The sequence below is a fragment of the Methylomonas methanica genome, assembly GCF_001644035.1.
GTDB classification, from domain to species: domain Bacteria; phylum Pseudomonadota; class Gammaproteobacteria; order Methylococcales; family Methylomonadaceae; genus Methylomonas; species Methylomonas methanica_A.
On sequence record NZ_LUUG01000018.1, the window covers coordinates 1 to 19,914 of the forward strand.

The following is a 19,914-nucleotide window of genomic DNA, read 5'->3' on the forward strand; positions in this document are numbered from 1 at the left end:
ATCATCGACACTTCCATCATCAAAGGCTGTGCCGGCGTGACTTTTTCCTCGGGTTTCAATAATTGCTGCAAACCCCAAATATGCAGCAACAATACCAGTAGGGTTAACAGCCTGAGCATGCTGGCGGGCCTTTCTTCTCCCAATAGCGTCCGCCAAAATGAGCCGGAACCGCTTGCCACCGCCGGCAGATAACCGCCGAATGACGCTAACTCTTTATTTTGCAAAGCATCCTCGTGGTTTTTAAATAAATACATATAAACTGTTGAATACAAAATTAAGCGCGATTCGAATTTAGCCGGGCATTGTAAATTAATACGTCCTAGCGCGACAGCCATCCTTACAGGAGATGACGCTATCCAACCATTCCCTACTAAGACGTTTCAGCCGATAAAATCCCCACTGGCTGACGACGATTTCGGGCTAAATTACAATCTGTGGCATAATTTCCGCTCCCGTCTTGTATCTCCGATTTATTCCATATGTCCGTAAAACAATCCGATCATACCCAGGGACAAGTCAACACACTGGCTTTAAGTGCGATAGGCGTGGTGTTTGGGGACATCGGCACCAGCCCATTGTATGCGGTAAAAGAGGTTTTTCACGGCGGTTTGCCGACCGACGCCACCCATGTGCTCGGGGTGTTGTCCTTGATTTTTTGGGCCATCACCTTGGTGGTAACCACTAAATACGCCATTTTTATCATGCGCGCCGACAACAAGGGCGAAGGCGGCATCATGGCTTTGATGGCCTTGGCGCTGCACGGTTCCAGGGACAATCCAAAACGTAAGGCATTTATCGTCACTATCGGTCTGCTTGGTGCTTCGCTATTTTACGGCGACAGCATGATTACGCCGGCTATTTCGGTGCTCAGCGCCGTGGAAGGCTTGCAAATCGTGGCGCCGCGCCTGGAACACTACGTTTTGCCGATTACCATCATCGTGCTCAGTGTACTGTTCTTTATCCAGACCAAAGGCACCGGCAAAGTCGGCAGAATGTTTGCGCCCATCATGTGTTTCTGGTTTGCCTCGCTAGGTCTTTTGGGTGTCGTCAATATTGTCCAACACCCGGATGTACTGATGGCGATCAACCCTTACTATGCGGTCAGTTTGTTGTTCGAACTGGGCTGGAAGGGCTTTTTGATCATGGGGGCGGTGGTGCTGGCGATTACCGGCGCGGAAGCCTTATATGCCGATATGGGACATTTCGGCTTGAAGCCGATTCGGCGTGCCTGGTTTTATTTCGTATTTCCGGCCTTGCTGCTCAATTACTTCGGCCAAGGCGCGTTGTTGATCGGCAATCCCAAGGCTGTCGAAAATCCGTTTTATTTAATGGCGCCGCACTGGGCCATGTATCCGTTGCTGATTCTGGCCACACTGTCCACCGTGATTGCCTCGCAAGCTGTCATTTCCGGCGCGTTTTCTGTAACCCGGCAAGCCATCCAACTCGGATACTGCCCAAGGATGAATATTCGCCACACCTCCGGCGACGAAATGGGCCAAGTCTATCTGCCTGCCGTCAATTGGTTGCTGATGGTATCGGTGTTTATTTTAGTGTTGAGCTTCAGATCTTCGTCCGCATTGGCATCGGCTTACGGCATTGCGGTGACCGGCACGATGATCGTCGATACCATCCTGGCGTTTATCGTGATCCAGGCACTATGGCAATGGAACAGAGCCACCAGTATTACTTTCCTATCGACATTTTTAGTTATCGATCTATTGTTCCTCTCTTCCAACAGCCTGAAAATCCCGCATGGCGGCTGGTTGCCGCTGGTGGTGGGTACGGTGTTGTTTTTAATTATGACTACCTGGATCAAAGGCAAGGAATTATTGGCCAGATATCTGGAAGAAAGAAGAGTGCTGTTTGAAGAGTTGGACGAACGCTTGAAAGACCGGCCCCTGGTTACCGTGCCCGGCACCGCCATTTATATGGCCCGCAGCGTCCACGGTGTGCCGCAGGTGCTACTGCATAATCTGGAACATAACCATGTGATGCACGAAAAACTCATCGTGCTGACCATCGTGACCCGCGAAGAACCTTATGTCGACGAAGCGCACCGGGTAAAAATCCGCATGTTCGGCGACAGCGGTAACTTTTATCGGGTGAAACTGTACTTCGGGTTTCAGGAGGAGCAGGACGTGCGCCGTGCCCTGCAACTTTGCTGCCACGAAGGCTTGGATATCGATCAAAAAACCGTATCGTTTTTCATTGGTAGCGAAAAACTTTCGTTCCGTCGTAAAAGCCCGATGCCGAAATGGCGGCGTTCCCTGTTCAGCTTCTTAACGCATAATTCCAGCAGCGCGATAGAGTATTTCAAAATTCCTGTCGAACGCGTGATCGAGCTGGGGATCCGCATCGAATTGTAGATTGTCCCGGCAATGTTAATCGCCGCGTCTGCCGAAACGGCCTCCCCAACCACCGCGCGGTTGACGGTCGCCGTCGCCATCCCTGCGACCGAAACCACGTTCTTGCCGCTCCGGCATCGATTGCTGCTGATGGGGCCTTTGTTCGGCGTGCTGTTCCCGATCAAAGTCCCGACGCCCAAAGTCCCGTCCTTGCCAACCGCCAACGCGGCGATCAAAATGCGGTGATGGTTGATGCCAGTCATGGCGATCGTCGTGATGATGTTTCGAGCGATAACTCGGCTGCACATAGTACCGGCCATACGTGATGCTGGTGCTTGGGCTGGAATAGCCGCGGCCATAGCTTTGGTAATGGCTTGCCGACGAATAGCCACTGCCGTAACTCCCATAACCACGCTGATAATAGCCGGTCGCGCAACCCGACAGGGTTAATGCGGCGATGGTGAGAATGGCGACTTGTATGGTTTTCATGACTGCCTCTTGGCTGGTTGGCCCTCTAATGTTGAGTTGGGCTCAAGCTTACTCCAGGCAGACTTAATCGATGCTTAAAGTCAGCCAGCAACCAAAAAATGTTCCGGCTCGGCAAGCACTGGATTGCTCAGCGCGCCGATGCCCTCGATCTCGATGCGTACCGTCTGCCCCGGTTTCAGATAACCGCGCGGCTTCATCTTCACACCCACGCCGGCCGGCGTGCCGGTGCTGATCACATCGCCAGGTTCGAGTGTCATCACTTGCGTCAGATACGCAATTAACTCGTAGCAGTTAAAAATCATCTCGCGGGTGTTGCCGTTCTGCCGCAACTCATCGTCCACCCAGGTTTTTAGGCTCAGATTGTGCGGATCGGCGATTTCGTCGGCAGTAACCAGCCAAGGCCCCAGCGGGCCATGAGTATCAAAAGACTTGCCCAAGGTCCAGGTCGGCGTGCGCTGCTGCCAGTCGCGCACGGTGACATCGTTGCAAATGGTGTAGCCGGCGATCACGTCATGTGCCTGTTCGACCGGCACCTGTTTGCAGCGCTTCCCAATCACGAATGCCAATTCGCCTTCGTAATCCACTTTGTCCGATACGGGCGGCACATGTATCGCGTCGCCGTCGGCGATGACACAAGTACTTTGCTTGGTGAAAAAAGTCGGATATTCCGGCTTTTCCATACCTGTTTCACCGATGTGATCGGCGTAATTTAAACCCACGCCCAGCAACTTGCCGGGACGCGGAATCGGCGCCAGCAGTTGCACATCGCTCAAGGGTAGGCGCTTGCCACCGGCATCAATCAGCTTTTGCAGCGCTTGTTTTGCCGGCTCTCCGGCCGCCAGAAAATCAAGCATATTGTCGGGCAAATCCGCGCCAGCCGCGACGATTCGCTCGCCAAGCAGCGCGCCGATTTGTATTTGACCATTGTATTTATAGCTCAGCAGTTTCATACCGAATCGACTCTTCATCTAACCAAAATCCGCATTGTATCGCAGTGCCGGTATCGCCCAGCAAAACCCGCGAACTAGACGTCTTATTTCTAAGCAGTGTCCAGTTATTGGACGTTCATTCTTAAAAAGTGCTGCCTCAAAGCCACAGACAATTTTCTCTAAGGCATTGTTAGTAAAGACTAAATCAAAATTCTAAATACTGGCACACGCGTTGCTTTCTGACCTCCGAGGCTGGCGTCAGTCCAGGCCAATCAGCGCTTCAAGGCAACGGAAAGTCACCGCTTAGCTGAATGACGACAGCCTCGCCATTCTTATAACACCACAACGAGGATTCAACATGGCTATAAGTACTGCTACAAAAGCCGCAACCGACGCGTTGGCCGCCAATCCGGCGCCCGTCAGCGTGGGTGCACAGGAAGTTCACCGCTGGATGCAGAGCTTTACCTGGGATTTTGATAAAAATCGGACCAAGTATTCCACCAAATACAAAATGGCCAACGATACCAAGGAGCAATTCAAGCTGATCGCTAAAGAATATGCCCGTATGGAATCGGTCAAGGACGAACGTCAATTCGGCAGTTTGCAAGACGTTTTGACACGGGTGGATGCCGCCAATCGCGTGCATCCGAAATGGAATGAATCGATGAAGGTCATCTCCAACTTCCTGGAAGTGGGGGAATACAACGCAATTGCCGCAACCGGTATGTTATGGGATTCAGCGACCGCACCCGAGCAAAAAAACGGCTACTTGGGCCAAGTGCTGGACGAGATTCGTCACACCAACCAATGTGCTTACATCAACTATTACTTTGCCAAACAAGGCCAGGACGCCGCCGGCCATAACGATGCCCGCCGTACCCGAGCAATTGGCCCGCTGTGGAAAGGCATGAAACGGGTGTTCTCCGATGGCTTCATTTCCGGCGACGCGGTGGAATGTTCCATCAACCTGCAATTGGTCGGCGAAGCCTGCTTTACCAATCCGTTGATCGTGGCCGTGACCGAATGGGCATCTGCCAACGGCGACGAGATGACTCCGACTGTATTCCTGTCCATCGAAACCGACGAGCTGCGGCACATGGCTAACGGTTATCAAACTGTGGTATCCATCGCCAACGACGAAGCGGCTTCGAAATATCTGAATACCGATTTGAACAACGCCTTCTGGACCCAACAAAAATACTTCACACCGGTGTTGGGCATGATGTTCGAGTACGGCAGCCATTTCAAAGTCGAGCCTTGGGTGAAAACCTGGAACCGTTGGGTGTACGAAGATTGGGGCGGCATCTGGATCGGCCGTCTGGGCAAATACGGCGTCGAATCGCCACGCAGCCTGCGCGATGCGAAAAAAGACGCGTACTGGGCGCATCACGATCTATTCCTGATTGCTTATGCCTTGTGGCCCACTGGCTTTTTCCGTTTGAGCTTGCCAACCCAGGAAGAGGCGGAATGGTATGAAGCCAATTACCCAGGTTGGTACGACATGTACGGCAAAGTCTACGACGAATGGCGCGCACGCGGTTGCGAAGATCCCAGCAGCGGCTTCCTACCGATCCAATGGTTCATCGAAAACAACCATCCGATCTATATCGACCGGGTCTCGCAAGTACCTTTCTGCCCAAGTTATTGCAAAGGCGAAAGCACTTTGCGCGTTCTGGAATTCAACGGCAAAAAACATTCCTTCAGCGACCAATGGGGCGAAAGAATGTGGCTGTCGGAACCCGAACGTTATGAGTGCCAAAACATCTTCGAACAATACGAAGGCCGGGAATTGTCGGACGTGATTGCCGAAGGCTTTGGCGTACGTAGCGACGGCAAAACCTTGATCAGCCAGCCGCACACCAACAAAGACGGCAAGCTGTGGACACTGGACGACATCAAACGGATTAATTGCGTGTTTTCCGATCCATTGAAAGCCCTCTAATCGTTTCAACTCTTTAAGGAAATTGCTTATGACTATAGAAGTGAATGGTGGCAGACGTGGCCTGACCGACCCGGAAATTGCCGCAGTAATCATGGCCGCCGTGCCCGACAAGCCATTGGAAACACAACGGAAAATGAACTATTTCATGAAGCCGCGCGGTAAGCGGATCAATGAATACGAAGTGTTGTGTTGCTACAGCCAGCCGACCCCGGACTGGATTCCCGGCGGGTTGGACTGGGGTGACTGGACCCAAAAATTCCATGGTGGTCGGCCATCCTGGAGTAATGAATCCACTGAAATGCGCAGCTCGGATTGGCTGGCGCATCGCGACCCGGCTTTCCGCTGGCATGCGCTGTATGTCAAGGATAAAGCCGAAGAGTGGCGCTATACCGACCGTTTCTTGAAAGCCTATTCTGCTGACGGCCACGTGCGTTCGATCGATCCGGTCTGGCGCGACGAAGTATTGGGCGATTATCTTGGCGCGTTCGGTTTTTACGAGTATGGCTTGTTCAATTCGCATTCCTCCGTGGTGCGCGATTGTCTGGGCGACACGTTGCGGATGAGCAGTGCGATGATTGGTCTGGACAAGGTCGACAACGCGCAAATGATTCAAGCGGAAAGAACCTTTTTGTCCAAATTGGTGCCGGGTTTCCCCGAGTCCACCGATATTCCTAAACAGGAATGGACTAAAGGCACTATTTTCAAAGGCGCGAGAGAACTGGTCCAGGATATTTGGCAAGCCACCTATGACTGGAACGAAATCCTGTTCTCGGGCCATATGATTTGCGATCCGATCTTCGGACAATTTGTGCGCAGAGAATTCTTCATGCGCTTGTCGTCTTATTACGGCGACAACTTGACCCCGTTCTTTATCAATCAAATGCAGTTGTATTTCTCGCAAACCAAGGGCATTACCACCGACATGTTCCATACCTGTCTGGGTGCCGACGTGGAGTTTGGCGATTACAACAATCGTTTGATGCGGGCCTGGGCCAATAAATGGCTACCCAGAACCGTTAATGCACTGAAAGATTTCATGGCTATTTACGCCACGATTCCGGAAATCAAAGGTGTCAGCGACAAAGCCGCCATTGAAGCCGCGCTGGTCCGGGTATTTGCCGATTGGAAACGCGATTTTGCCGATCCGATCAATTACAAAGTGGATACCGCCGCCCTCGTTAAAACCGTGTTAAGCGGACTTAAATAAGGAAAACTCATGTCTAAAAGTTCAAATGCTTACAACGCAGGCATTATGCAAAAAACCGGCAAAGCCTTTGCCGACGAGTACTTTGCCGAAGATAACCAAGTCGTGCATGAAAGCCATGAAGTGGTGCTGGTCTTGAAAAAATCCGACGAACTCAACACCGTGGTGGAAGAAATTCTGCAGGGCTCGCACAAAGCGGACAACCCTACGTTGGTGGTGGAAGATCGCGCCGGTTTTTGGTGGCTGAAAGCGACCGGGAAAATTGAGATCGACTGCGTCGAAGTCTCCGAATTGCTCGGCAAGCATTACAGCGTTTACGACCTGTTGGTCGATGTTTCATCCACCATCGGCCGCGCCTACACGCTGGGCGAAACCTTTACCATCACATCGGAATTGATGGGTCTTGACGTCAAACTGAAAGACTTGGCAGCGGCATAGGAGATAACCATGGCAAATATTCATGACAATCCGACCCGTAATGCCTGGATGGCAAAGATCGCCACATTGGATACCCTGGCAAAAGCGCACGCTTTCATTACCGATTTCCGTGCCAAGCACATGAGTCCGTTCAAAACCGACTGGTCGTTGGAATTGGATGGGCTTTGGATCGAGCTGAAAATTGAAGAGAAGCTGGCGCTATTGAAACACAAGGAATTCAATGACACTCAACTGCTCAACAATTGCACCTGCGGCGCCAATGCCCAGCAAGTCGCCAATGAAGTCATCGGCAAAATGGACGCCTGTGAGGACATGTACGAAGCAGAGCGCATTCATATCAACTTCAGACTGGCCTGCAAGCCGCCCGTCATGCCGGTCAATGTGTTTCTGGACACTGATAGGCAACTGGGTACCAAGCTGATGGAACTGCGCAACACCGACTACTACGCCCTGCCGTTAGAGGAATTGCGTAAGAAACGAGGCGTGAAAGTGATTACCTTACAGTAAGCGCCCGGCAGGATCGCCACGCTGTACGCGTGGCGAATCCTTTACAGCCAATAAACCGATAGCGGACAGAACCTACTGGTAGCTTACGTAGCAGTGAGCAAGGCTGCGTTTGTGTGCGCTTCGATCTCAACGAACCATTTCATAGAATCAGTATCATGGATTTTTTCTCAAATTTTAAGTCGGCGGTTACGCCCGCTTTTCCGAGTGAAGCCGACAAGCTCACCAAGCTATACGACATCGAGCCCTACGCTGCATTCTGCGAAGATCTTGAGTTTATGTGGCGTTGGACCATCTATCGCGACCAAAAACTGGTGCAGGAAGGGTGTTCGCTAACCCTGGACGCATCGAGGCGCGCGGTTGAACACGTATTGGCGTTTTTCAGCGTGTCGGCCAAAAGCCAATGCCTTGGAGAATGACATGAGCACCCATCAAATTAAAATCATTACTCAAGACGGGGAATCCGTTTGCTTTGATTGTTACGAAGACGAGGATGTCATCACTGCGGCGGTGCGGCAGGATATTTACCTGATGTCGTCGTGTCGCGAAGGCGGCTGTGCAACTTGCAAAGGATTTTGCGCGGAAGGCGATTATGTTTTGGGCAAATGCAGTTCGCAGGCCTTGCCGTATGAAGAAGAAGAGGCGGGTGAAGTATTGTTATGCCGCTGCTACCCCGTAAGCGATTTAGAAGTCGAAGTGCCTTATACCTACGACAGGATTTCATTCTCACCGGAAGGTTTGACGTTTGTAGCGGAAGTGATTGAGTTGTCGCAAATCTCCATCAACGTGATGAAACTTCTGCTGCGGCGCACGGGCGACGATCAAACCATTAAGTTCGACTCCGGGCAGTTTTTTGATTTGGAAATTCCCGGCACGACCATCACTCGTTCCTATTCCCCCGCCAATACGTCCAATAAAACCGGCGATCTGGAGTTTTTGATTCGCATCGTGGATGGCGGCAAGTTTTCGGAGTATTTAAAAAACGAGGCCAAGCTGGGCCAGAAATTAAATGTCAAAGGCCCCTCGGGCATTTTCGGCTTGAAAGAAAACGGCTTTACCCCACGCTATTTTGTCGCCGGGGGTACCGGGTTGGCACCGATATTATCGATGGTGCGCCGCATGCAGGAATGGGATGAGCCGCAGAAGTGCATCATTTATTTTGGGGTGAATACCGAAGCCGAGATTTTCCATTTGGACGAGTTGAATCAGTTGGCGGCGCAAATGCCGACATTGGAGCTACGAAACTGTGTCTGGAAATGTTCGGACGACTGGCATTGTGAAAAAGGCAGCGTGGTGGACATCCTGCGCCGCGATTTGAAGGATACCGGTGCCAAGCCCGATTTATATCTCTGCGGGCCGCCGGGCATGGTCGACGCCACCTTTGCGGTGTGCGCCGAAATGGGCATCCCCAAGGAACGCATCTACCTTGAAAAATTCCTGCCCAGCGGCTCGCCGTAACGCTACTGGCAAACAGGGTGCTGCGCTGCCGTTTCGATGCTCGGTAATCCTGTTTGCTGATCCAAATCAGCCTTTTTTCCCTGCCGAAAAAACGCGCAACCACGCTGAGGCGACTATGAAAGCCGACGATGTAGAGTTTCTTGTTGGTATGGCTGTGCAACTGGACGAAACGATCAGAAAACTGGTGATAGAAGAGCAGGAGATTTTTGAAAAATTAGGCGATGCCAGAGTTCAGGAATTAAAGGAGTTCTGGAATCAGGAATTCACTGGTGAAGAAGAGGTGGACTTTAAACGCAGCTTGGATTACTGGGACAAAATCCTGATTCGTACCTGGGCAAATGCACAACGTGCTCGTCAAACCCGTGCCCAGGTGGGGCAAACCTTAATGAAATTAAATTCGCACCTCTAACCAATTGGGACACCCAAGAAATGAGTAAACACGTTATTTACAACCCGGAAGCTCGCCAGCGTCTGCTGCAAGGCATCAATGCGGTGGCGCGAGCGGCGAGTGTCACGCTGGGTAGCGCCGGCCCCGCGGTGATGATTCAGCATCGAACCGACGGCATCATGCCCATCTTTACCCGAGATGGCGTCACTGTCGCCAATGCCATCGTCATGGAAGATCGGATTGCCGACTTAGGCGCGCGTATGTTGCGGGATGTCGCCGGCGCGGTGTCTCGCGAAGTGGGTGACGGCACCACCACGGCGATTGTTCTGGCGCAGAGTTTGGCGGTGGAGGCGCTGAAGAGTGTCGCGGCCGGCTTTCATCCCATGCAGTTGCAAAAAGGCATGGAATTGGCGCTGATCTTGGTGGAGCAGCATTTGCAAAAAACCGCTGTCACAGACAGCACGGATGACTGGGTCGAAAAGATTACACTGGTCGCCAGCAAAGGCGAAGCCGGTGTCGGCAAGTTGTTGAAACAGGCCTTGGCCGAGCTTGGCGAAGCGGGCACCCTGACCTTTCAGCTGGGCAATGGCCGCGCAGACCAGTTAGAGATTGTGGAAGGTATCCATTACGAGCAAGGCTTTTTATCGCCCTATTTCATCACCGATAAAACCCGCGCCGAAGCGGTTTTGGAGCGGCCCTACATTCTGTTGTACGACCGGGAAATCAGCGACTTTATGGATCTGGTACCCATTCTGGAAGAAGTGGCCGCTGAAGGCCGGCCGTTACTGGTGATCGCCGAGGCCTTAGTCGAGAAGGCTTTGACCGGCTTGTTGCTGAATCATGTGCGCGGCATTTTCAAAGTGGTGGCGGTCAAGCCGCCCGGCTTTGGTGACAAGCGCATCAATCGCCTGAACGACTTGGCCTTGTTGACCGGCGGCACCGCAATTCTGGAGTCGCATGCCATGCGCTTGGAAGATGTCACGCTAGCGCAGTTGGGTCAGGCGCAGCGTGCGGTCATATTAGAAGGCAAAACGACGATCATCGGCGCGGCTGGTTCGCGCGAACCGGTGAACACTCGCATATCGGCGCTCCGACGGGAATTGGTTCTGGTTCGTGCCCGTAAACCCGGTGAAGGCTCAGCCACCGGCAATTTACACGAAGCCGAAGAGCTGGAAGAGCGCATCTCGGTCTTATCGGGCAAGACCGGCACATTCAGTGTCGGCGGTATCACTGACATGGAGATCAAAGAGCGTCTGGTACGGATCGAAAATGCCTATTTGTCCGCCAAGGCTGCGCTGGCAGAAGGCGTTCTACCCGGCGGCGGCGTAGGCTTGTGGCGTTGCATGGCGGTGTTGGACGAAGTGATTGCCGAAAACGCCGAGCAGCAGCAAGGCATCGCCGTCGTCAAGCAAGCGCTCGGCGCGCCCCTGCGGCAATTGTTGAGTAATTGCGGCCTGAGCGGCGAAGAAGTCCTGATTCGCTTAGCCACCCAGGCTGATCCGGCCTTTGCCGTGGATATGCGACTGTTGAACTTCGGACATTTTTTGGACATTGGGATTATCGATCCGGTGAAAGTGCTGCGCATGGCCTTACGCAACGCGGTCAGTGTGGTGGGCACCTTGATCAGCAGCGAGACGGTGATCATGAACGTACCGGACCTCTCCGTCATGGCCGGCTATTCACCGGAATGGGCCGCCGCCACCCGCGAAGATCCGCGCATCTAATCAATACCCTTCCTACCTCCTCTCCACCTCCGAAAGTGAGAGCTTTCCCTCTATTCTGCAATAGAGTAAGGCAATGTGACGTTATGTCGCATTGCCTCTTTTTTTGATTTTGTTATTTTGGACGACATCGCCGTAAAAAGCAGCTAAACCTCTGTTTTTTATATTTTTGTTTTGTGCCGATACTAATTCGGCGCACCAAAATACAAGAGGAAAAATGGATATTGCCTTGCATTTGCCCCACAACGTTAAAATCATCAAAGAAGCCTGCGCGTTCAAAACCGCACTAGAGTTTGAAGTTGACCGACCGATACAAGCCTGGCGCTGGATGGCGCAAAGCCGCTGCGTGCCGGATCACGCGGACTGGGTGCGCGCGGAAGTTACAGAATCCTGGCGCCGCTGCCTGGAAGACTATCAATTGCCGTTAGGCAATTATGTGCGTTGGGATCATCTAAACACCGCCACCGACCCGCTCCCCGCCTTCTGCAATCAGGCGCAACGCATTTCGGATATGCTTAGCCGCTTGGGGCACCAATTCGACGTATTTTTAAAGGAAGCCGGGGTGATATTGGTGCTTACGGACGCCAATGGGCACTTGCTACAAGTGTTAGGCGAAAATCCGTTTGCCAGTCCCTTTATGCGGAGTTTGTATGAAAAACACAGCCGCTGGAGCGAAACAGTCTTGGGCAACAACGGCATCGGCACGGCAGCCCAGCTAAAAAAACCGATTGCGTTTCAGGGCATGGAACATTTTTTAAGCCTGCTACACCCATTCACCACGGTCGGTTATCCCTTGTTGGACCAGAACGACAACATACAGGCCGTGATCGGCTTGATCAGCGATAGACAGGAAAGCATGAACTCCTTGTTCGCGTTCCTACATCTGCTCTGCGTACTGCTGAATACCAATCTGCCTTTAACGCAAAACCCGGTGGCACAGGCCCGAGTTTTGGAAAAAATTCCGTTCAAGCTGGCTAAAAAGCCGCCCAGCCAGCACGAAGCAGCGATGTCCGAACAATTAACGGCCTTGGTCGACAAAGCTCAGAAGCTACAGCAGCACAAAATCCCCATATTGATTACCGGCGAATCGGGTGTGGGCAAGGATCATTTCGTCAATCTGTTAAAACACGCCGGACCGAGAAAAAATCAGCCTTTGATCGCGATCAACTGCGCGTCGATTCCGCATGACTTGATCGAAAGCGAACTGTTCGGTTACGAAGCCGGCAGTTTTACCGGCGCGCGCAGTGCCGGCAAACCGGGGAAATTTCTGTTAGCCGACAAAGGCATTCTGTTTCTGGACGAAATCGGCGATATGAGTCTGGATTTGCAATCGACTTTGCTGCGAGTGCTGGAAACCTCGGAATTCACACCGGTCGGCGGTAGCAAGCCGATTAAGGTGGACGTGCAAATCGTCGCCGCGACTAACGTCCCCTTGCTGGAAGCCGTGGAAGCCGGCCGTTTCCGCCGCGATTTGTATTACCGACTGAACGGCGCACAAATTCATCTGCCGCCCTTGCGCGAGCGCGACGACAAGCTCGGCATCATTCATCACATCTTGCAGCGCGAACTGGCAAATCTGCCCAACCCGCAGGCAATCAGCATTTGCCCCAGCGTCATTGCCTTGATCGAGCAACACCCGTGGCCGGGCAATATTCGTCAGCTGATCAACGTGATCAGGGCGACGCTTTACACCGCCGGCGACACCCTGATTACCCGCCAGGATTTACCGCTGGATTTTGTCGAAGAACTCGGTAAGGTAATGCCGGGGATCGACAATAATGCCTTGGACAACGCGCCAAGTTACCCGCTAGCGGCGGTGCCGGGCCGGGCCATGACCTTGGAAGACTGGGAGTTGCACGGCATTAAGGCCAGCCTGAGGGAATGCGCGGGCAATATATCCTTGGCGGCAAAAAACTTGGGCATAACCCGCACTACTTTGTACCGAAAAATAGAACGCTTCGGTCTGGATAAAATCGACTGGCGCGAGCATTCCAAAGCCGGTTAAATCAGAGCGATTTAAGCCGCGCGGGTCGCTGCCGGGCGCGTTGTGCGTTACAATCGCCAGTCGCACAACCGGTTGCTTCAAGAGAATAATAATGACACCCGCCGAATTTACCGCATACGCCCAACAAGGCTACAACCGCATCCCGATCTGCCGCGAAGTGCTGGCCGATCTGGACACGCCGCTCAGCGCTTATTTAAAGCTGGCCGACGGCCCTTATTCCTATTTGTTCGAATCCGTACACGGCGGCGAGCAATGGGGACGGTATTCGATCATCGGCTTGCCTTGCAAAACCCGTATCAAAATCAGCGGCCACAGCATCACGGTCGAAAAAGACGGTCAGGACACGCAAACGTTTGAGCACGCCCAACCGCTGGAGTGGATAGAAGAATTTCGGCAAAACTACAACGTGCCGGACGTGCCGGGTTTGCCGCGTTTCAACGGGGGTCTGGTCGGTTATTTCGGTTACGAAACCATCGGCTACATCGAACCGCGGCTGCAACCCAGCGGCAAGCCCGATCCTATCGGCGCGCCGGATATTTTGTTGATGGTGTCGCAAGACTTGCTGGTGTTCGACAACCTGTCCGGCAAAATGCTGCTGCTGACCCATGCCGATCCGGCACAGGACAATGCTTACCACAACGCTAAAGCTAAACTTGATCGTCTGGTAGAAAAACTCCGCAAACCGCACGCCCACCCGCAACCGAATGCCGCGACCAAGCATGTGCAGGAAACCGATTTTATTTCCGGCTTTACCCAACAAGGCTTTGAAAATGCGGTACTGAAAGCCAAGCAATACATCACCGACGGCGATTGCATGCAGGTGGTATTGTCGCAACGGATGTCGATCCCTTTCAGCGCCGCGCCGTTGGATCTATACCGGGCACTCCGCTGTCTGAATCCGTCGCCGTACATGTTTTTCATGAATCTTGACGATCTACATGTGGTGGGCTCGTCACCGGAAATTTTGGTGCGCCTGGAAGACAACGAAATCACTGTCAGACCCATCGCCGGCACACGGCCACGCGGCGCGACGCACGAACAAGATTTAGAGCTGGAAAAAGAACTGCTGGCCGATCCGAAGGAAATTGCCGAACACTTGATGCTGATCGACCTGGGCCGCAACGACACCGGCCGGGTAGCCAAAATCGGCAGCGTCAAACTCACCGACAAAATGATCGTGGAACGCTATTCGCATGTGATGCACATCGTTTCCAACGTCACCGGTGAATTGCAGGACGGCAAAAACGCGTTTGATGTACTGGCGGCCACCTTCCCGGCCGGCACCGTCAGCGGCGCGCCGAAAATCAGGGCCATGGAAATCATCGACGAACTGGAGCCGGTCAAGCGCGGCATTTATTCCGGCGCGGTCGGTTACATTTCCTGGTCCGGTAATCTGGATACCGCCATCGCGATCCGCACGGCGGTAATTAAAGATCAAACCTTACACATTCAGGCCGGCGCCGGCATCGTTTACGACTCGGTACCGCGCAACGAATGGGATGAAACAATGAATAAAGGCCGCGCGGTGTTCCGCGCCGTCAGCATGGCCGAAGCCGGCCTCGGAGGCAAAGCATGAGCGGCGTCAGATTGGTGATGGTCGACAACTACGATTCCTTCACCTACAACCTGGTGCAATATTTCGGCGAATTGGGTGCCGAAGTGGTGGTGGTGCGCAACGACGAAGTGACGGTGGAAGACATTGAGGCGTTGCGCCCGGACAAAATCGTCATTTCCCCCGGTCCCTGCACACCCAAGGAAGCCGGCATTTCCGTGGAAACCATCCACCGCTACGCCGGAAAATATCCGATTCTGGGCGTCTGTCTGGGACACCAAAGCATCGGTTACGCCTTTGGCGGCAACATCATCCACGCCAAGCAAATCATGCACGGCAAGACGTCACCGGTTTATCACCAGGATGCCGGTGTATTCAAAGGCCTGAGCAATCCATTTACCGCGACCCGATACCACTCCCTGGTCATCGAACAAACCAGCTTGCCGGATTGTCTTGAAGTGACTGCATGGACCCAGGACGAGGCCGGTAACATCGACGAAATCATGGGTGTCAGACATAAAACCCTGGATATTGAAGGCGTACAATTCCACCCCGAGTCGATCTTGACCGAACATGGGCACGATATGTTGCGGAATTTTTTGGAGAGATAATTAAAGGGCAGTTACTTGTTAGTCTTTTATAAACTAAAGTGCAACGGAGTAGCACATGTCAATTGATGCAGTAGAACAAGCAAATCGGATATTTCAAAAGGCTACACCAGTTCTGCACATTCATGGTGTCGGCGGAAAACATTGGCGTCGAAACGTTGCAAAAGGCAGTCGTGTTGGTCCTTGGTTGCAAGCAAAATATGCTGTGCTTGATCATGAAACATGGGTGGCCAAAATACCTTGTATGTATTTGGTTGCGGGGTCGGACGGAAGGATACGATATGTTGGCATATCGAGAAATAGAATGAAGGATCGTTGGCGGATATCTCCGGCATATGATCCTGATACTATGATCAGATTATCTGAAAATCAATTATTTCATAGTCAATGCTGGAAGTATATCGAGCGAGAAGCAGAAAAGAATCCAAATGCAACATTCGAAGTTCGTTGTATCAATGCAGATCAACTGTTACCTCTACTTGAAACATTCGGGCCACCTCTATCAGCATTTACAGCTCTTCGAGGTGACGGCGAAGGAATTGTTGCTGGTGTCGAGAGATGGTTGTGTAATAACAAGTGCGAAATGCTCGTTTCTTGGAACATCGCTATGACTGTTTAGGCAACGATGACAAACCGTCCAAGTTGTCGGTTTTTAAATCCAAACAAGTTTGGAGAATATCAATATGGGCCTAACCTACGCAGCGCTTAAACTAACCAACCTCTTCAACCGCAAACAAGTCGAAATCAATGCCCTGGTCGACACCGGAGCAACTTTTATGTGCGTCACCGAAGAAATTGCCTTGCAACTGGGTTTCGATATTACCGAAGTCAGTCAGCAGGTAGTGACCCTGGCCGACGGTCATCAGCGCAAAGTACCCAAAATAGCCCCCATCGAAATCGCGTTCGCCAATCGAACCTATGTAACCGAGGCTGTGGTATTGGGCAACGAGCCTTTGCTAGGTGTTATTCCCATGGAAGCAATGGATTTAATCGTCGACCCGCGTCAGCAAGTACTGATAGTCAATCCGCAGCATCCGAACTATCCGGTAGCTTTGGCTAAATAGCTGCCGCAATATCCATACTCACTTGACAGGTCTGTGACCCATCCAAAACATTCTGTCGCCATAATCGGCGCCGGCCCCGCAGGCCTGATGGCCTCCGAAGTATTGAGCCAAGCCGGCTTGAGCGTAACCGTTTACGATGCTATGCCCTCGGCCGGACGCAAGTTTTTGATGGCTGGTAAGGGCGGTATGAATATTACCCATTCGGAGCCGTTGAAGCAGTTTTTGTCCCGCTACGGTGCGCGGCGCGTGGAACTGGAACCCATGCTGAACGATTTTTCACCGGACGCGTTGCGGGCGTGGGTGCAAGGCTTCGGTATCGAAACCTTTGTCGGCACTTCAGGCCGCGTATTCCCGACAGAAATGAAAGCTGCGCCGTTGCTGCGCGCCTGGCTGCACCGCTTGCGTACCAACGGCGTACAGTTCCGAATGCGCCATCGCTGGCTAGGTTGGGTGGAAAATGACCTATGCTTCGAGACGCCAGAAGGCGAGCGAATTATCCAGGCCGATGCGGTGATTTTCGCTTTGGGCGGCGGCAGTTGGCCGCAGTTGGGTTCGACGGGTATTTGGCAATCAATATTGTCGCAGCGCGGCATCGCTGTTGAGCCGCTTAAGCCAGCAAACTGCGGTTTTGAAACGGCCTGGAGCGACTATTTTCGCGAGCGTTTTGCCGGCCAGCCGCTCAAGCCGGTTAGCATCCTATTCAGAAATCAAAATAACGAGTCATTCAACCTGCAAGGCGAACTGACAATAGCCGATTACGGTTTGGAAGGCGGCTTGATCTATGCGCTATCCGGGCCGCTGCGCGATGAAATAGCCGCCAGCGGTTCGGCGGCAATACAGCTGGATTTGCTGCCGGATCGCAGCTTGGCAAACATCATCGACCGTCTGGCCAAGCCGCGCGGTAAGGACAGTTTGAGCACTCATCTGCGCAAACGTTTGGGTATTAGCGGTGCCAAGGCTGCGTTGCTGCGCGAAGCCTTGTCTGCCGCCGAAATGGACGATCCAGCCAAACTTGCCATGACCTTGAAAGCGCTGCTCATTACGCTAAGCGCTAGCCGGCCTATTGCAGAAGCGATTAGCAGTGCCGGCGGCGTGAGTTTCACCGAGTTGGACCAACACCTGATGCTGCAAAAATTTCCCGGCTTGTTCGTGGCGGGAGAAATGCTCGATTGGGAAGCGCCGACGGGCGGCTATCTGCTCACCGCCTCCTTGGCCACCGGCCGCGCGGCAGGTTTAGGGGCCGTAGCTTGGCTTCGGCAGCAATGAGATGCGCGAGTTTTGCTGGCGGTTTGTTATCATGTCCGCCTGTAAATTTTTTGCCCTGCTGGGTTTCGCTTTGCTCTACCCAGCCTACGTCTGCCGACCATTAGAACTGATTCATGCAAATCCAAGCCACGCTGCAAAAACTTCTGGATAAACAAGACCTCAGCACCGAAGAGATGTGCGCGGTGATGCGTACCATGATGCAAGGCGAGCTGACCGATGCGCAAATCGCCGGCTTTTTAATTGCGTTGCGCTGCAAGGGCGAAACCATCGAAGAAATTGCCGCGGCGGTCAGCGTGTTACGCGAGCTGGTGCGACCAGTACCGGTGCACGGTGAACATGTGATAGACACCTGCGGCACTGGCGGTGACGGCGCGAATACATTCAATATTTCCACCACCGCCGCCTTCGTGGTCGCGGCGGCGGGCGGCAAGGTGGCCAAACACGGCAATCGCTCGGTATCCAGCAGTTGCGGCAGCGCCGATGTACTGGAAGCCGCCGGCATTAATCTGGATATGCCCGCCGAACAAGTGGCGCAATGCGTAGACGAGATCGGCGTCGGCTTTTTGTTTGCCGCCAAGCATCACAGCGCGGTGCGGCACACGGTCGGTCCGCGCAAGGAAATGGGCGTACGCACCCTCTTCAATCTGATCGGCCCGCTCTCCAACCCGGCCAACGCCCCGCATCAATTGATCGGCGTGTTCGATAAACAATGGCTGGTGCCGGTCGCGGAAGTCCTGAAAAAACTAGGCAGCAAGCATGTATTGGTAGTGCACGCGCGGGATGGCCTGGATGAAATCAGCATCGCCGCACCGACCGACGTTGCCGAATTAATCGACGGTATTGTCCATTGCTACACCATCACGCCCGAGTGTTTCGGCTTGTCACGCGCCAGCCTGGAAACCTTGTCGATTACCTGTGCTGCCGATAGCCTGGCCATCATCCGGGCGGTATTGAACAACCAACCAGGCCCAGCCCGCGACATTGTTGCCTTAAACGCGGGCGCGGCAATTTATGCCGCCGATTTGACTGATTCGCTGGATGGTGGTATTCGCCGGGCGCATCAGGTGTTGGCGGATGGGAGTGCGTTGGGTAAGTTTGAGGCGTTGATTGGGTATTCCAAAGCCCACTAAAGTATTGACGAGATGTAATCGTTCGATTACAGTTTCTGCATGTACACAATCAAACAACTCCCCGCATTCAGCGAATGGCTGTTTGGCTTGAAAGATGGGTTGACCCGTCGCCGTTTGGCGCGCCGACTGGAAAAAGCCCAACAAGGCAAACTCGGTGACGTGAAAACCGTAGGCGAGGGGGTTTTTGAAATGCGTGAACATTTCGGTCCGGGCTGGCGGATGTACTACGTGCAGCGGGGCGAGGTGTTGATTGTGATGCTGGGTGGCGGTGATAAATCCAGTCAGACCGCCGATATTGCCAAAGCTCAACTCCTAGCCGCGTTGTTGGAGGACTGAATCATGACTGAAAAAATCAAAATCGCCGATTTGCCCGTGTTTGACATTACCGAACATCTGGATAACGATCAAGCCATTGCCGAATACCTGACTGTGGTTCTGGAAGAAGATGATCCGGCGGCCTTGGCTCATGCCCTCGGCAGCATTGCCAGAGCGCGAGGCATGACCGAAATTGCCAATGCCGCCGGCATCAGCCGCGAAGCCCTGTATAAAGCCTTACGTGCCGACGCCCAGCCGCGCTTCGAGACCATTGCCAAAGTTTGTAAGGCGCTTGGGGTTAAGTTGACGGTGCAGACGATAGCGGCTTGAGATTAGATCTGTGTCGCTATCGCGACGGTTCTTTGTGTGTCGGGTCTCGGCCCGACAGCCGAGATACTTTCTTTTGCTTGGCCAAAAGAAAGTATCCAAAGAAAATGCCACCCCGATGCCGCTTGTTTCCTGCGCTCCAGAGAGTTTGAGCGGGGTTGCCTGAAGGGGCTTCCCAGCCCCTACATGCAACGCGACGCATCCCTGCGTCGCCCCTTGTATGATGAAT

20 protein-coding genes and 1 pseudogene are annotated in these 19,914 nt (G+C 53.1%); 18 read left to right on the top strand and 3 right to left on the bottom strand.

Going from position 1 to position 19,914, the window contains the following annotated elements:
• A pseudogene (locus tag A1332_RS00975) lies at positions 1-254 on the bottom strand (energy transducer TonB); the annotation flags it as partial.
• 225 nt (positions 255-479) lie between these two features.
• Between A1332_RS00975 and A1332_RS00980 the strand changes: the two are divergent.
• Positions 480-2,366 (top strand): potassium transporter Kup, encoded by a 1,887-nt coding sequence (locus A1332_RS00980; RefSeq protein ID WP_064006724.1) that lies wholly within the window; start codon positions 480-482, stop codon positions 2,364-2,366.
• Positions 2,367-2,381: 15 nt separating this feature from the next.
• On the opposite strand, the gene A1332_RS00985 is transcribed toward A1332_RS00980, so the two are convergent.
• Entirely contained in the window at positions 2,382-2,834 is a 453-nt protein-coding gene (locus A1332_RS00985) for a hypothetical protein (RefSeq protein ID WP_064006725.1), read from the bottom strand.
• An 80-nt stretch (positions 2,835-2,914) separates the two neighbouring features.
• Complete coding sequence (locus A1332_RS00990; protein WP_064006726.1) at positions 2,915-3,784, bottom strand: fumarylacetoacetate hydrolase family protein; 870 nt, start codon at positions 3,782-3,784, stop codon at positions 2,915-2,917.
• Between the two features lie 337 nt (positions 3,785-4,121).
• Here A1332_RS00990 and mmoX point away from each other — a divergent pair, with 337 nt between their 5' ends.
• The 17 genes from mmoX (at position 4,122) to A1332_RS01075 (ending at position 19,688) form a co-directional block, all read left to right on the top strand.
• Positions 4,122-5,705 carry an aromatic/alkene monooxygenase hydroxylase subunit alpha gene (gene mmoX / locus A1332_RS00995; protein ID WP_064006727.1) on the top strand — a complete coding sequence of 528 codons (1,584 nt, stop codon included), beginning with the start codon at positions 4,122-4,124 and terminating at the stop codon, positions 5,703-5,705.
• A 28-nt stretch (positions 5,706-5,733) separates the two neighbouring features.
• On the top strand, positions 5,734-6,912 hold the full coding sequence (gene mmoY / locus A1332_RS01000; RefSeq protein WP_064006728.1) for an aromatic/alkene monooxygenase hydroxylase subunit beta: 1,179 nt from the start codon (positions 5,734-5,736) through the stop codon (positions 6,910-6,912).
• Between the two features lie 9 nt (positions 6,913-6,921).
• Positions 6,922-7,347: a methane monooxygenase regulator MmoB gene (gene mmoB / locus A1332_RS01005; protein ID WP_033157497.1), complete on the top strand. Its 426-nt coding sequence runs from the start codon at positions 6,922-6,924 to the stop codon at positions 7,345-7,347.
• Between the two features lie 9 nt (positions 7,348-7,356).
• Complete coding sequence (mmoZ, locus tag A1332_RS01010; protein ID WP_064006729.1) at positions 7,357-7,854, top strand: aromatic/alkene monooxygenase hydroxylase subunit gamma; 498 nt, start codon at positions 7,357-7,359, stop codon at positions 7,852-7,854.
• A 155-nt stretch (positions 7,855-8,009) separates the two neighbouring features.
• Entirely contained in the window at positions 8,010-8,270 is a 261-nt protein-coding gene (mmoD, locus tag A1332_RS01015; protein ID WP_064006742.1) for a soluble methane monooxygenase-binding protein MmoD, read from the top strand.
• Between the two features lies 1 nt (position 8,271).
• Positions 8,272-9,309: an aromatic/alkene monooxygenase hydroxylase FAD-binding subunit MmoC gene (gene mmoC, locus A1332_RS01020; protein WP_064006730.1), complete on the top strand. Its 1,038-nt coding sequence runs from the start codon at positions 8,272-8,274 to the stop codon at positions 9,307-9,309.
• Positions 9,278-9,718, top strand: coding sequence for a hypothetical protein (locus A1332_RS01025; RefSeq protein ID WP_231890175.1), 441 nt, complete (start codon positions 9,278-9,280; stop codon positions 9,716-9,718). Before mmoC ends, A1332_RS01025 begins: the two co-directional genes overlap by 32 nt.
• Before the next feature lie 20 nt (positions 9,719-9,738).
• Positions 9,739-11,421, top strand: coding sequence for a chaperonin GroEL (gene groEL, locus A1332_RS01030; RefSeq protein WP_064006732.1), 1,683 nt, complete (start codon positions 9,739-9,741; stop codon positions 11,419-11,421).
• A 214-nt stretch (positions 11,422-11,635) separates the two neighbouring features.
• The gene (locus A1332_RS01035; RefSeq protein WP_064006733.1) at positions 11,636-13,423 is read left to right on the top strand and encodes a sigma-54-dependent Fis family transcriptional regulator; all 1,788 of its coding nucleotides are present in this window, start codon (positions 11,636-11,638) and stop codon (positions 13,421-13,423) included.
• A gap of 91 nt (positions 13,424-13,514) precedes the next feature.
• Positions 13,515-14,999, top strand: a complete 1,485-nt coding sequence (gene trpE, locus A1332_RS01040; protein ID WP_064006734.1) for an anthranilate synthase component I — start codon at positions 13,515-13,517, stop codon at positions 14,997-14,999.
• Positions 14,996-15,586 carry an anthranilate synthase component II gene (locus tag A1332_RS01045; RefSeq protein ID WP_064006735.1) on the top strand — a complete coding sequence of 197 codons (591 nt, stop codon included), beginning with the start codon at positions 14,996-14,998 and terminating at the stop codon, positions 15,584-15,586. The genes trpE and A1332_RS01045 overlap by 4 nt, the downstream gene beginning before the upstream one ends.
• Positions 15,587-15,641: 55 nt before the next feature.
• Positions 15,642-16,202 carry a hypothetical protein gene (locus A1332_RS01050; protein ID WP_064006736.1) on the top strand — a complete coding sequence of 187 codons (561 nt, stop codon included), beginning with the start codon at positions 15,642-15,644 and terminating at the stop codon, positions 16,200-16,202.
• 64 nt (positions 16,203-16,266) lie between these two features.
• Positions 16,267-16,647, top strand: coding sequence for a clan AA aspartic protease (locus tag A1332_RS01055; protein WP_064006737.1), 381 nt, complete (start codon positions 16,267-16,269; stop codon positions 16,645-16,647).
• Between the two features lie 33 nt (positions 16,648-16,680).
• Complete coding sequence (locus A1332_RS01060; protein ID WP_269454632.1) at positions 16,681-17,913, top strand: TIGR03862 family flavoprotein; 1,233 nt, start codon at positions 16,681-16,683, stop codon at positions 17,911-17,913.
• Between the two features lie 113 nt (positions 17,914-18,026).
• On the top strand, positions 18,027-19,043 hold the full coding sequence (gene trpD / locus A1332_RS01065) for an anthranilate phosphoribosyltransferase (RefSeq protein ID WP_064006739.1): 1,017 nt from the start codon (positions 18,027-18,029) through the stop codon (positions 19,041-19,043).
• A gap of 39 nt (positions 19,044-19,082) precedes the next feature.
• A complete protein-coding gene (locus tag A1332_RS01070; protein ID WP_064006740.1) occupies positions 19,083-19,379 on the top strand; it encodes a type II toxin-antitoxin system RelE/ParE family toxin in 297 nt (98 codons plus the stop codon).
• 3 nt (positions 19,380-19,382) lie between these two features.
• Positions 19,383-19,688: an addiction module antidote protein gene (locus tag A1332_RS01075; RefSeq protein WP_064006741.1), complete on the top strand. Its 306-nt coding sequence runs from the start codon at positions 19,383-19,385 to the stop codon at positions 19,686-19,688.
• Positions 19,689-19,914: the final 226 nt, after the last annotated feature.

Bases quoted from the DNA above. Each gene is read 5' to 3' on its own strand.
- A1332_RS00980 (WP_064006724.1), top strand. From the start codon at position 480: ATGTCCGTAAAACAATCCGATCATACCCAGGGACAAGTCAACACACTG.
- A1332_RS00985 (WP_064006725.1), bottom strand. From the start codon at position 2,834: ATGAAAACCATACAAGTCGCCATTCTCACCATCGCCGCATTAACCCTG.
- A1332_RS00990 (WP_064006726.1), bottom strand. From the start codon at position 3,784: ATGAAACTGCTGAGCTATAAATACAATGGTCAAATACAAATCGGCGCG.
- mmoX (WP_064006727.1), top strand. From the start codon at position 4,122: ATGGCTATAAGTACTGCTACAAAAGCCGCAACCGACGCGTTGGCCGCC.
- mmoY (WP_064006728.1), top strand. From the start codon at position 5,734: ATGACTATAGAAGTGAATGGTGGCAGACGTGGCCTGACCGACCCGGAA.
- mmoB (WP_033157497.1), top strand. From the start codon at position 6,922: ATGTCTAAAAGTTCAAATGCTTACAACGCAGGCATTATGCAAAAAACC.
- mmoZ (WP_064006729.1), top strand. From the start codon at position 7,357: ATGGCAAATATTCATGACAATCCGACCCGTAATGCCTGGATGGCAAAG.
- mmoD (WP_064006742.1), top strand. From the start codon at position 8,010: ATGGATTTTTTCTCAAATTTTAAGTCGGCGGTTACGCCCGCTTTTCCG.
- mmoC (WP_064006730.1), top strand. From the start codon at position 8,272: ATGAGCACCCATCAAATTAAAATCATTACTCAAGACGGGGAATCCGTT.
- groEL (WP_064006732.1), top strand. From the start codon at position 9,739: ATGAGTAAACACGTTATTTACAACCCGGAAGCTCGCCAGCGTCTGCTG.
- A1332_RS01035 (WP_064006733.1), top strand. From the start codon at position 11,636: ATGGATATTGCCTTGCATTTGCCCCACAACGTTAAAATCATCAAAGAA.
- trpE (WP_064006734.1), top strand. From the start codon at position 13,515: ATGACACCCGCCGAATTTACCGCATACGCCCAACAAGGCTACAACCGC.
- A1332_RS01045 (WP_064006735.1), top strand. From the start codon at position 14,996: ATGAGCGGCGTCAGATTGGTGATGGTCGACAACTACGATTCCTTCACC.
- A1332_RS01050 (WP_064006736.1), top strand. From the start codon at position 15,642: ATGTCAATTGATGCAGTAGAACAAGCAAATCGGATATTTCAAAAGGCT.
- A1332_RS01055 (WP_064006737.1), top strand. From the start codon at position 16,267: ATGGGCCTAACCTACGCAGCGCTTAAACTAACCAACCTCTTCAACCGC.
- trpD (WP_064006739.1), top strand. From the start codon at position 18,027: ATGCAAATCCAAGCCACGCTGCAAAAACTTCTGGATAAACAAGACCTC.
- A1332_RS01070 (WP_064006740.1), top strand. From the start codon at position 19,083: ATGTACACAATCAAACAACTCCCCGCATTCAGCGAATGGCTGTTTGGC.
- A1332_RS01075 (WP_064006741.1), top strand. From the start codon at position 19,383: ATGACTGAAAAAATCAAAATCGCCGATTTGCCCGTGTTTGACATTACC.